This window comes from Methylophaga sp. UBA3192 (assembly GCA_002363955.1).
Taxonomy (GTDB): Bacteria; Pseudomonadota; Gammaproteobacteria; order Nitrosococcales; family Methylophagaceae; genus Methylophaga.
The window spans coordinates 500781-513376 of sequence record DEXE01000006.1; the positions used below are offsets into that span (position 1 = coordinate 500781).

The window sequence follows — 12596 nt, forward strand, 5'->3', positions numbered from 1 at the left end:
AACTTGGTGATTTATTTCTCTCAATCTAATGCCTGACGTATTTTTGTGGTTAATTCATCGCGGCTGTAGGGCTTACTCAGTAACATGACTCCGGGGTCTAATCGCCCATGATGGACAATAGAGTTTTCCGTATATCCAGAGGTGAATAACACTTTTAATTGCGGCCGAATCCGCAGAGCTTTGTCTGACAGATCCCGGCCACTCATGCCTCCGGGCATGACTACGTCAGTAAACAGAAGATCGATTTTTGTATCACTCTGAATAATTTCCATGGCTTCGATACCATTTGAAGCACTTATGACCTGATAGCCCATCAGTTCCAACTGTGAGATCACATAACTTCTGACCAAATCATCATCTTCGACAATCAAAATATGCTCTTGTCCGGTTTTTGGCTGAGTTGGCAAAACGGCAGAATTTTCCGCTGCTGTGACTTCTTCCGGGGATCTGGGCAAGTAAAGTCGAATGGTTGTTCCCTGAGCAAGTTCAGAATATACGTTGATATGCCCCAGGCTCTGTCGGGCAAAACCATACACCATTGCCAGGCCAAGTCCGGTGCCTTTCTCTTTACTTTTGGTGGTATAAAACGGTTCAAAAACTCTGTCCAGGTTTTCCGGAGCAATGCCGACACCCGTATCAGAAACGCCAATAATGACATACTCTCCAGGTGACACATCATGCTGTGAGCCATAATCTTCGGAAAGCGAAACATTCAGCGTTTCAATCAATAACCGTCCACCTGAGGGCATTGCATCTCTGGCATTCAGTGCGAGATTTAACAAGGCATTTTCCAATTGGCCAGGATCCACCTGAGCCAGCCAGAGATCCGGTTGCAGGGCCAGTTCCAGCTGAATAGCTTCTCCAATCGATCGACTCAGTAATGATTGGAAGTTTTTTAACAGTTGGTTGGCATCAATATGTTTTGGGTCCAGCGGCTGTCGTCTGGCAAATGCCAGTAAACTTTGAATTAAATCCGATCCGCGATCGGCGGCTTCCTGAATCATCTCAGATAAGCCTCGTAACCTGGACTCTGCATCAAGTGATTCAGTAATGATTTCGGCGTTGCCGACAATTACCGTCAGCAAATTATTAAAATCATGTGCTACACCACCAGTCAGTTGACCAACCGCTTCAAGGCGTTGTGACTGGCGGAGCTTCTCTTCCATCTCCAGCCGTTCGGAAATATCGGTAATGCCACCAACCATACGGATGGCATCATTCGTATCATTGTAAATGACATATCCACGATCGAGAACGTCAGCATAACTGCCATCCTGGCGCAGAAACTTATAATTATCCGACCAGCCCTGCTGATGGGTATCAATTGCTCTGTTAAGGTTATTCACCACTCTGCTGCGATCATCTGGGTGTATCCGTTTTTCCCAGTCTTTCAAAGAGGGTTCTGCCTCACCTGAATAGACACCAAACAGTGTTGCAAAACTATCGCTCCACCAGAGATTGTTGGTAATAAGATCCCAATCCCATATCGCATCATTGGTGGCTTTGGATAATAATTGAAAACGTTGTTCACTCTCACGGATACTGGCATCGGCCACTTTTTGTCGGGTTATATCAGTGATATAACCTTCTATGGCTTGCAAATTGCCATCACTGTCGCGCACACCACTGCCCTGCTCCCAGAACCAACGTACAGCTCCATCTTTTCGGACAATGCGATATTCGACCTGAAATGGTTGGTTCTGATCGAGTGCTTTTAAGGTTTCAGCATACATCGCCTCACGATCATCCGGATGGATAATACTGGCAAAATCAATATGCTGATTACCAATAACATCTTCGGCGTTATACCCAGTCAAACGATAAAAGGCTTCACTGACATACAACATGGTCCAGTGCTCATCACATAAACTCCGGTAAGCTACTCCGGGTAGGTTTCGTAATAATTGCATCAGCGATCTTTCCGCTTCAGAACGCTGTTCTTCTGCGAGCCTGGTAGCGGTAATGTTTTCGGTAATCGCAATAAGATGCAGTGGTTGACCATTGTCATCACGTTGTACGGTAATACTCAATCTTGCCCAGATTGTGTCTTTGGTTTTACTGATGAATCTTTTTTCAAGGATGCAACTGTCAGAGATCCCCAGCAGAATGTCATTGATTTTCTGTTGATTGAGGGGATTATCATCAGGAGCCGTCAGTTGCTGAAAACCAAGTTGCATGAGCTCGTCATTCGAATAACCCAGCATGTCGCAGTACGCTTGATTACATTCAAGGTGTCGACCATCAATAGTGGTAATTGCCACACCGGTAGCCGCATCCTGAAAGGCATTTCGAAAACGACTTTCACTGACCCGCAAACGCGCTTCATTTTGCTGTTTGGTAATCGCAATGGAAATAATTTTTGAAATTCGCTCGATGGTGTCCTGCTGCTCTGGTCCAGGACTTATTATCCTATTATGATAAATGGCAAAGGTAGCAATAACCTTTTGTTTTTCATTAAATATTGGATGAGACCAACAAGCCCGCAGATCATAAGCTAACGCTAAATCCCGATAATTTTCCCATAACGGATCGGTAGCAATATCGGAGACAATCACCGGCTTTTTCAGAAAAGCGGCTGTTCCACAGGACCCTGCTTTGGGGCCTATCGGTTCTCCATGAATGGCTTCGTTATATTTAACGGGTAAATTAGGAGCCGAGCCATTAAGCAAACGTTTACCTTCTTCATCTATCAGTAAGATTGATGCAATGGTGTTCGGTAAAATCTCCTCAATACCCAAAACGATCTGATCCATGATCTGATGCAAATCCATATTGGAGGCAACAGCTTCTATCATTCTGGATTCCAGTTTTTGTATCATTTCCAGACGCTTACGCTCTGTGATATCGATCGTCATACCCAGGCGGCGTATTTCCTGGCCACTGGCATTGAAAACCGATTTTCCACATTCGGATAGCCAACGAATTTCCCCATCACTTTGCCGAATAATTCGATACTCAGCCTCATTGATACCGGCATTACTCGGTTTGGCGCTGGATAAATGCAGGTTGGCTTTATCTTCTGGCAGAATAAATTGCAGAAAGCTTTCAATTGTGCCCGGGAAGTCATCCAGTCTGATGCCGAACAGGACTGCAGTCTGTTCAGACCAAATCACCTTTTCGTTAAGCAAATCTATTTCCCAGCTACCCATATGACCAATACGCTGTGTTTCATCCATTAAGCGTAACAAGTGATCGGTATGGCTGATTTGTTGTCGGATATCAGTCAAATCCAATACGGTGCCAAACAGCTCATTTTTTTCAGGAATCCAGGTGGCCCGTTGTCGGAGGTAACGTAATTCATTGCCGGCGATTAAAATCCTGTGACACACATCAAGGTGAGTCTGATTAGTGAACGCCAGATTAAAAGCATTTTTCACATGTTGTTTATCATCTGGATGAATCAAATCCAGCATGGTCGGCAAAGTTGGTGAAAAATTCGTTGTCGATTTAGCAAAGATTTCGAATGTCTGTGGCCCCCACCATAAATGCGAAGTGGTGGTGTCAAATATCCAGTGGCCTATCAGTGTGGGGGATGCCCCTAAATCTGCAGCAATCCATTGTTGTGCCGGACCTGGCAGAACCTCGCTGGATAAAATAACCAGTAATTTATTGTCATCATCATCGAGCACGAGTGTCGCCGGATAACGTTGAGCTTCACTCTGACAGATAAGCGTTAAAGGCGATTGAAATGGTGCTCTTGCTTGAAAAGCCGTTTTATCAAACTCATCAGAAAAAAAAGCCTCAAATGGCAGGCCGACAATGTCGTTTTCATCTGAGGCTTTGATTAGTCGTAAGGCTTCGGAGTTGGCTGTGAGTAATAAATTATCCTTAAAAATAAATACGGCCTGCGATTGCTGATTCATCAGCACTCTTAATAAATAGTCCTCGGCCTCAGTGTTGTTGCTCACTTTCTCGCTCGCTTGTCTATAAAGATCAGATTAAATGATATCCATCACCACCATATAACAGAGTTAGCCCGAGCCGCCAGTGAAATTTTATCTGCTCTAAATTTTGAATTGACTGATTTGGGTTTCCAATCCGTTTGCCAATCTGGCCAGTTCCTGACTGGTCAATGTCGTTTGATTGGTACTTTCTGCATTTTCTTCGGCAACCTGAGCAATGCTGACAATATTACGATTTATTTCTTCAGCGACAGCCGACTGCTCCTCTGCAGCACTGGCAATGTGTGTGTTCATATCGCGAATAGAAGCGACTGACTCAGCAATGATATCCAGCGACTGCCCTGCTTTTTCTGCTTTTTCCACACTTTGATTGGCTTGTACAAGTTCTTCGTCCATAACCTGAACAGCTTTCTCAGCCTCTGTTTGTAATCGATCAATAATTTTTTTGATTTCTTCTGTTGAGTCATGACTGCGTTTGGCCAGGGTTCTGACCTCATCGGCAACCACAGCAAAACCCCGGCCCGATTCACCTGCTCTGGCTGCTTCAATTGCCGCATTCAATGCCAATAAATTAGTTTGTTCCGCAATCCCCTGAATCACGCCAAGAACACTGCCAATGTTCTCACTTTCCTTTTGCAGGTCTTTTATGGATATTGCGCCCATTTCAACTTGTTTAGCGAGTTGTTTAATCCCCTCAATGGCCTCAACAACCACCTGTTTGCCTGCTTTGGTTTCATCATCAGCTGTACGTGAAGCCTCCGCAGCCTGTGAAGCATAACGGGCGACTTCCTGAACGGTAGCCGCCATTTCATTCATGGCCGTGGCAACCTGTTCGCTGTCGCTTTGTTGACTCATTACGCCGCGGCTGGTTTGACCGGTGATGACCGTTAACTCTTCAGCGGCAACATTGAGTTGGCGAGAAGAGTCGAATACTTCCTGAATCAGTTGACTGAAAGCGCCCATCATCTGGTTGAACACATCCGCCATCTGCACGATTTCATCTTTGCCTTCAACATGAGCACGCTGGGTCAGATCTTTATTTTGCTGTGCCCGTTTCATTACCTCAGCCAGTAAATTTATTGGGTTAACGACGCTACGGCTGATTAATTGAGAAAGTATTACCAAGGCAGCAAGAATGACGATGATGGAGATTATCGCTTTGATAAAGATCGACTTTTCATGCATCAGGAGTTCGTCAGCGATTTGTTCGGCAGTATCATGAAGCAAATCCTGGATCTCATATACAATCGTTCTCATTGAACCAATCTGTCCGAGATCTTCATTAAATCCAAGTTCCTCGTATGTTTTCACCAGAGTGGTAAAATCGCTGCTGTAGTTTTGCATTAAACCCGATATTTCACGTTGTTCGAAATCACTCAGGTAGCTTTGTTGCAGATTCTGATAAAAAACCTGCAGATTTTTGTTAAATGTATCCAGATAGTTCACGTCTTTACGTAATAGAAAGTCCTTTTCATTGCGACGTAACATCAACATATCTTTTAATAAAGTATCATCCTGAAATTTGCCCAGCATTTGTTCGGCCTCATGAACCGATGCGCGTAATGTGCCATAAAGTCCATCTGTATGATTCAGGCCAATGGTTTGCTGAGTTGCTACTATTTCATTAAAACCAGCATGATATTGTTGGAGCAATTCTAATAAATGTGAGAAATTTTCAAGCTGAATATCCTCTGATTTAAGCTGTGAATCTAAATCAGAAAGCTGTTGTTTGATAATGCGGTGGTTTTCATTAAATTGCGTCTGATATTTGAGGTCGAGGCGGTTGAAAAAGTCTTTTTCATTGATCCGTAAGCTCTGCATGGTTGTTTCTGCCTGACTGCTCAGTGTGCTCGACTGACCAATCTGCACCAGTGAGTGCATACCAAAACTTAGCATTGCCGCCAGAACAACGATACCGGTAACCATAAGACCGCTTAAAAGCAACATTTTTGCTTGGACGGATAATGACTTCATGTTGCTGTGCTCCAAAGATATCGGGAAATTATCATACTGTTTTAGATAACGTCTTCCCGTATCAAAACTTTAGAAAATCACATTGAAAAAACCGTAAAAAAATGAGATCTGTTTTCAATCACAACCCGTCGTATTGTGATTGAATAAAAACAATATTAGCGACGAAAGATAAACAGCCCCTAAGGCCTTATGGCATCCGTTTCAATCAATAAACGATAGATTGATTGAGCAAACTGCTGATATCCAAGCGCATTGGGATGTACCTGATCCGCTTTTAAAGATGAATCAGTCAATATTTCACTCAGCGCAGTTGCCTGAACTGGCACTTTATTAACTTGTGCCACTTCAAGATACAGAGGCACCGGCGCCAGATTAAGACTAAATGCAGGAACAGCCACAAGTAAAACCTGGGCACCGGAACCGGTAATTTCATCAATCATCGCCTGCAAATTAGCCTGTAATTGTTGACGGCTTTGCTTGCGAAGCAAATCATTACCTCCATGACACAAAATAACCAGATCCGGTTTAGTTTCCTGAAGCAGTTGTGATAAACGTGCCCGACCAGCACTACTGATTTCACCTGGAACTCCAGAATTTATCACTGTTCTGCCGGTTAGTTCGGCTAATACTGCTGGATAACTCTGATCGGGCTGAGCACCGGTCCCAAAAGTCAGGCTATCTCCAAATGCCAGAATGACAGCGTCTTGTTTTAAGGGTTTAAGGCTGACTGAAGGCTGGTCGCAGCCAATTAATCCAAAAACAACAACAAAAATCAGCAATAATTTTTTTTGAACACCGGTAGCATCCATGATTTCAGGCAGCCTTATTAGCGGTCGGAAACAATCGATAGAAATTTTCTGTGGTGGTTGCCGCTATCTGCTCTTCTGATTCGCCACGAAGCTCGGCCAGAAAAGCAGCAACATGTTTTACATAAGCAGGTTTATTGGTCTTTCCTCGATGCGGTACCGGTGCCAGATACGGTGCGTCTGTTTCGATAAGAATCCTATCCAAAGGTAGTTTTTTGGCGACATCCTGTAATTCACGAGCGCTTTTGAACGTCACAATTCCAGATAAAGAAATATAAAAGCCAATATCCAAAGCACGTTTTGCCGTTTCCCAGTTTTCAGTAAAGCAATGAATAATGCCACCCGCATCTCTGGCATTTTCCTGTTCCAGCATCGTCATTGTGTCTTCACGTGCTTCACGGGTATGAATAATCAATGGTTTTTGTGTTTGTTTCGCAGCGGCAATGTGATAACTGAAACGTTGGCGCTGCCAGGTAAGATCGCCTTCACTGCGAAAGTAATCCAGGCCAGTTTCCCCAATTGCAATAACTTTAGGGTGATTAGCCAGCTCAATAAGCTGTTCCGTACTCAGGGTCGCAGCTTCATCCACATTTGGATGAACCCCAACAGTCGCTGTAAGTTGAGGATATTGTTCTGCAAGCTGGCGAACGGCTTCAATGCTATCTTTATCAATCGCAATACACAAAATATGTTCGATATTGTTTTCAGTAGCTTCTGCGACCATCGCAGCAATGCCGCCAGGTTGGTCAGCCAGTAAATTCAGGTGGCAATGTGAATCGATATACATAAATAACTCAGTTGGTGACGGCGGATACCGTCATGTTTGTCTTACATCGTGTAGGTAGCTTTATCAGACTTTAATTTGTCGACCAGATGATTTTCAATTTTGCCGCGAACGACATTCGCGCCGCCATCACCTTCGCTGAAATGTACGCCTATGCCTGCAGCCTGATTTCCTTGAGCACCTTTCGGGGTTATCCAGGCAATGGTCCCGGCAATTGGAATTTTCTCAGCCTCATCCAATAAGGTCAGCAGAATAAAAACTTCCTCGCCCATTTCATAATGTTTATTCGTGGGGATAAATAAACCACCGTTTTTGAGAAACGGCATAAAAGAATGATACAACATGTTCTGATCGCTTATTTTCAGCGAGAGGATACCTTTACGTGGATTCATACCCATAAAAAGACTCTTTAATTATTTGCCGGTACGAGACTGCCAGTTTACTGAATTCGTATCTGAGATACGCATTACTGAAACCATAAAGTCCTCTATTAACAATGTCTTGTTGTAGTTATTTTGAGACGATATTAGCTTTATTGTATTCACTATGCAATCAACGATCTGCCAGTATTGCTGTGTTTCACTGACTTCAGCATATCCCGAATAATGGTTTTTGAGCCGGGTTTTAATCGTTGATAATAATTGGTGCATGACTTTCAAGAGATCTAACTGCTGCCATTGATTAGCAAGTTGGACGGGATTTGTCTGTTGCAGCAGCAGCTGATCAAAATCCTGCTGAATCTGCTGATACGCCTGCCACTCATTACTTTCAAGGGCTTTAACGATAGCAAACGGGGCATCCTGGGTTAATGACGAGATTTTCTGCAGTTGCTCGACATCTGTTGAAATTCCTGCTGAATCAAGCCATTGCATCGTTATTGAGTAGTCAGGTGCCGACATATGCATTTGCTGGCAGCGGCTACAAATAGTGACAGGCAACCGATGCACTGCATCCGTAGTTAAAATCAAAATTGTATTGTTCTGAGGCTCTTCAAGCAGTTTTAATAAACTGTTGGCGGCACTATTGGTCATCGCATCAGCCGCTTCAATAACGACCGTTTTCCATTTGGCGATGCTCGGCGTCAATGACTGTTTTTCTTTCAGCGCACGGATTTGTTCTATTTTGATTGATTTACCCGCTTCTTCAACACTGATCGTCAAATGATCCGGATGATTCCCCGCCTGCATGATCTGACAGCTATGACAGACACCACAGGCGTGAAATTGATTGTCTACGTTTAAACATAAAAGGCTTTCAGCCATTTTGGCAGCAAATTGTGCTTTACCTAAGCCTGCAACACCGGTTACTAAAATGGCATGCGGCAGGCGCTGCTTATCGACTCTGACAACAACATGCTGCCAAAGTGTTTGCTGCCATGGAAAAAGCTCCGTCATAAACCTGATTTATCCACTAGCTGATCAAGCTGTTGACTAAGCTGTTGTTGAATAGCAGCAATACTCTGGCTGGCATCTATTAACTTGATGCGCTCCGGCTCAGCCTCTGCGCGAGCCAAATAGCAGTTTTTCACACGTTCAAAAAAAGCCTTTTTTTCCTGTTCAAAGCGATCTTTTTGCTGCTGGCGTTGCTCAACACGTGTTTGCCCAAGCGCAACCGGTAAATCAAATAAAAATGTCACATCGGTCTGAAAGCCTTGCAAGGTCCACTCAGCCAATTGACGAATTCGCTGTTCGTCAATCCCTCTGCCCCCGCCCTGATAGGCAAAAGTGGCATCAACAAAACGATCAGACACGACCCAATCGCCGCGCTTTAACGCTGGCAGGATGACCTGTTGGATGTGTTCGGCACGCGCGGCAAACATCAGCAGTAATTCGGTATCTTCTGCCATCGCCTGATCCGTTGGCTTAAGCAGAACTTCACGGATTTTCTCTCCCAACGGAGTACCGCCCGGCTCACGGGTGACGACAACGTGTTTACCCTGATATCGTAAATAATCAGCAATAAATTGCAGCTGCGTTGATTTACCAGCACCCTCGATGCCTTCAATACTGATGAATTTTCCGTTCATTGGGTTAACCGCATATTATTCCAGTACTGCCTGACGGCACGATTATGGTCTTCAAGATTATCTGAGAAAACATGACCACCATTTTCAGCCCCCGCTACAAAATACAGACTGGTTCCTTCCGCCGGATTCATCGCTGCTTCAATAGACTCTTTACTGGGTAAACAGATTGGCGTCGGTGGCAAACCAAAACGGGTATAGGTATTGTATGGCGTATCGGTTTGCAGATCTTTTTTACGGATATTGCCATCATAACTCTCACCCATTCCATAGATAACCGTGGGGTCTGTCTGTAAACGCATACCTTTATCCAGACGTCTGACAAACACACCGGAAATTTCTGGTCGTTCTTCAGGAATGGCACTTTCTTTTTCAATAATAGAAGCCATGATCAGGACTTCATACGCCGATTCATATGGTAACTTTTCTGACATCTGTTGCCAGGCATTTTCCAGTTGGTTCTGCATTTTCTGATGCGCTCGACGTAAAAACTGTACATCCGTGGTATTGGCAGGAAAGTGATAAGTCTCAGGTAAAAACCAGCCTTCAACCCGTTCATTCTCAATAGCCAAGGCTTCGCGCACTGTTTCATTGTTCAGTTCGTTCAAAGTGATTTTGAGTTTTGGATGGGCCAGCATTTTTTCAAATAATTGATTTGCCGTCATCCCCTCGATAATAGTCAGCGAATATTGAACGACTCTGCCACTAATAAAGAGGTTTAATAAATCCGGCAACGTAGCATCAGCTTGAACCCTATACTCACCTGCTTTGATCTGCTGCGCATTACCTTGGAGTCGAGCATAGATATCCAGATAGACACTGGGAACTGGACTCAAACCACTATCGTATAAACGTTGACTGACTTTACTGATGTTATCACCGGGATTGATAGTAAAAATCGTATCATCTTCGATCAGATTCACTGGCTGATGCAGAAATCGTTGATATTCACTCCAGACTATCAAAGCAATAATCGCTATGAACAGCAGTAAAAAAAGTAGTTTGATAGTTAAAGGTATTTTCATTGGTTTCTGTCTAATGAATTTAAAGCCTTCTGCAGCTTCTGGGTGATCGGACCGTGACCAAGATCCCTATTGAAGTCTGTGATATGTATAACCGGCCAGATACCCAGTAGACTGTTACAAACAAACATTTCATCAGCTGAGTTAATATCATCGATAGTAAGTGAGGTAATATGAACGGGCATCTCCAGTTTTTCAGCCAGGTTAATTAGCTGCTTACGCATAATACCAGCGATTCCACAGCTTGAAATCTCAGTCGTGAATAATTTATTGTCCTTCACCAGAAACACATTTGACATGGTACCTTCGATTAGCCGATCTTGATAATCCAACATTAAACCTTCGGCAATCGTCTCATCCCGCCATTCATTTCGGGCAAGGATCTGTTCCAACCGGTTAAGATGTTTGATTCCCGCTAAGCTTGGATTGATTGCTAAACGCTGATGGCAGATACGTACTTTTATGCCGTAAACATTATGAACAGGGTAAACCGGCATGGCATGGCTACTGATAATGCGGGTAGTTTGCATATCAGCTTCATAACGATAGCCTCTGCCACCTGAGCCACGAGTCAGAATAATCTTGACTACGGCATTGTGATTTAACTGCTGGCAGACAGATTGTATATCTTGAATCAGTAACTGTTGTTGTTCTGCTGAAAAACCAATTTTCAGGCGATCACAACCTTCTTTTAAACGGGAAAGATGATCAGATAAAAATTCCAGTCCACCATGACGATAGGCGATGGTTTCAAATAAACCATCGCCATATTGCAAGCCACGATCCGCGACATCGATTCTGTTTTCGGGTTGGCCGTTAATCAGAATCATGTCGTGTCAACTAACTGAGTTTTTTGAAAATAACAGTACCGTTGGTGCCGCCAAAACCAAATGAATTCGACATGGCAATATCAATAGTCATTTGTCTGGCAGTATGTGGTACATAATCCAGATCACAAGCGTCATCCGGGTTGTCCAGATTGATAGTGGGGGGTGCCACCTGATCGCGAATCGCCAGAATACTGAATACCGCTTCTACGCCTCCGGCCGCGCCTAATAAGTGACCAATCATGGATTTGGTTGAACTGACAGCTACCTTTTGTGCTGAATGGCCCAAAGCGGTTTTAATCGCTTGGGTTTCAGCCACATCACCAGCAGGTGTTGATGTGCCATGAGCATTTATATAACTGATGTCTTCCGGGTTGATGGCTGCATCATTCATTGCATTTACCATGCAACGTGCTGCCCCCTCTCCGCCCTGTGACGGCATGGTCATGTGATAGGCATCACTGCTCATACCTGAGCCGACTAATTCAGCATAAATCGTTGCGCCACGCTTTTTAGCATGCTCATATTCTTCTAATACGAGCACACCAGCACCATCACCAAGGACAAACCCGTCACGATCTTTATCCCACGGACGACTTGCAGCAAGTGGATCATCATTACGTGTTGATAAGGCACGCGCTGCAGCAAAACCACCTAAACCGGTTTTCGATGTAGCCATTTCGGCACCACCGGCGATCATCACATCAGCATCACCATACTGAATCATGCGACCAGCAGCCGAAATACAATGTGTGCCAGTAGAACAGGCAGTAACAATAGCGGTATTAGGACCTTTCATGCCATACATGATCGACAAATTACCGGAGATCATGTTGATAATGTTACTAGGCACAAAGAAAGGCGAAATTTTACGTGGACCACCATTCAGAAAACTGTCATAGCCGGCCTCGATACCAGGCAAGCCGCCAATACCCGAACCAATAACAACACCAATACGCTCAGCATTGGCATCAGTCACTTCGAGACCAGCATCTTTAATTGCTTCCACTGCGGCTGCAATGCCGTAGTGAATGAAAGTATCCATTTTCTTGGCGTCTTTACGAGAAATAACTGTCTCAACATCAAAGTCTTTGACGCTAGCACCAAAACGAACTGGAAAATCAGTTACATCAAATGATGTGATTGGTGCCACACCACTTTTGCCTGCCAGGATGTTATCCCAGCTTTCTGCCACCGATAAACCGACCGGTGTTACCGCGCCCAGCCCGGTAACCACAACGCGTCTTTTAGACATCAG

10 protein-coding genes are annotated in these 12596 nt (G+C 44.2%); all 10 read right to left on the reverse strand.

Annotated elements, in window-relative coordinates; translation table 11 throughout:
* Positions 1-20: 20 nt before the first annotated feature.
* A complete protein-coding gene (locus B2337_RS09405; protein ID WP_292415085.1) occupies positions 21-3908 on the reverse strand; it encodes a PAS domain-containing protein in 3888 nt (1295 codons plus the stop codon).
* A 96-nt stretch (positions 3909-4004) separates the two neighbouring features.
* Positions 4005-5876, reverse strand: coding sequence for a methyl-accepting chemotaxis protein (locus B2337_RS09410; RefSeq protein WP_292415087.1), 1872 nt, complete (start codon positions 5874-5876; stop codon positions 4005-4007).
* A gap of 179 nt (positions 5877-6055) precedes the next feature.
* On the reverse strand, positions 6056-6685 hold the full coding sequence (locus B2337_RS09415) for a GDSL-type esterase/lipase family protein (RefSeq protein WP_292359406.1): 630 nt from the start codon (positions 6683-6685) through the stop codon (positions 6056-6058).
* A 4-nt stretch (positions 6686-6689) separates the two neighbouring features.
* Positions 6690-7469, reverse strand: a complete 780-nt coding sequence (locus B2337_RS09420) for a TatD family hydrolase (protein WP_292415088.1) — start codon at positions 7467-7469, stop codon at positions 6690-6692.
* Positions 7470-7510: 41 nt separating this feature from the next.
* Positions 7511-7864: a PilZ domain-containing protein gene (locus tag B2337_RS09425; RefSeq protein WP_292359402.1), complete on the reverse strand. Its 354-nt coding sequence runs from the start codon at positions 7862-7864 to the stop codon at positions 7511-7513.
* A gap of 15 nt (positions 7865-7879) precedes the next feature.
* Positions 7880-8860, reverse strand: a complete 981-nt coding sequence (holB, locus tag B2337_RS09430) for a DNA polymerase III subunit delta' (protein ID WP_292415090.1) — start codon at positions 8858-8860, stop codon at positions 7880-7882.
* Entirely contained in the window at positions 8857-9492 is a 636-nt protein-coding gene (gene tmk / locus B2337_RS09435) for a dTMP kinase (protein WP_292359399.1), read from the reverse strand. Before tmk ends, holB begins: the two co-directional genes overlap by 4 nt.
* Complete coding sequence (mltG, locus tag B2337_RS09440) at positions 9489-10514, reverse strand: endolytic transglycosylase MltG (protein WP_292415091.1); 1026 nt, start codon at positions 10512-10514, stop codon at positions 9489-9491. Before mltG ends, tmk begins: the two co-directional genes overlap by 4 nt.
* Positions 10511-11341, reverse strand: coding sequence for an aminodeoxychorismate lyase (pabC, locus tag B2337_RS09445; protein WP_292415094.1), 831 nt, complete (start codon positions 11339-11341; stop codon positions 10511-10513). The genes mltG and pabC overlap by 4 nt, the downstream gene beginning before the upstream one ends.
* Positions 11342-11351: 10 nt before the next feature.
* The gene (gene fabF, locus B2337_RS09450) at positions 11352-12593 is read right to left on the reverse strand and encodes a beta-ketoacyl-ACP synthase II (RefSeq protein ID WP_292359394.1); all 1242 of its coding nucleotides are present in this window, start codon (positions 12591-12593) and stop codon (positions 11352-11354) included.
* Positions 12594-12596: the final 3 nt, after the last annotated feature.

Excerpts from the sequence above, each read along its gene's own strand:
- B2337_RS09415 (WP_292359406.1), bottom strand. The coding sequence starts at position 6,685 with ATGGATGCTACCGGTGTTCAAAAAAAATTATTGCTGATTTTTGTTGTT.
- tmk (WP_292359399.1), bottom strand. The coding sequence starts at position 9,492 with ATGAACGGAAAATTCATCAGTATTGAAGGCATCGAGGGTGCTGGTAAA.
- pabC (WP_292415094.1), bottom strand. The coding sequence starts at position 11,341 with ATGATTCTGATTAACGGCCAACCCGAAAACAGAATCGATGTCGCGGAT.
- fabF (WP_292359394.1), bottom strand. The coding sequence starts at position 12,593 with ATGTCTAAAAGACGCGTTGTGGTTACCGGGCTGGGCGCGGTAACACCG.
- B2337_RS09420 (WP_292415088.1), bottom strand. The coding sequence starts at position 7,469 with ATGTATATCGATTCACATTGCCACCTGAATTTACTGGCTGACCAACCT.
- holB (WP_292415090.1), bottom strand. The coding sequence starts at position 8,860 with ATGACGGAGCTTTTTCCATGGCAGCAAACACTTTGGCAGCATGTTGTT.
- mltG (WP_292415091.1), bottom strand. The coding sequence starts at position 10,514 with ATGAAAATACCTTTAACTATCAAACTACTTTTTTTACTGCTGTTCATA.
- B2337_RS09425 (WP_292359402.1), bottom strand. The coding sequence starts at position 7,864 with ATGGGTATGAATCCACGTAAAGGTATCCTCTCGCTGAAAATAAGCGAT.
- B2337_RS09410 (WP_292415087.1), bottom strand. The coding sequence starts at position 5,876 with ATGAAGTCATTATCCGTCCAAGCAAAAATGTTGCTTTTAAGCGGTCTT.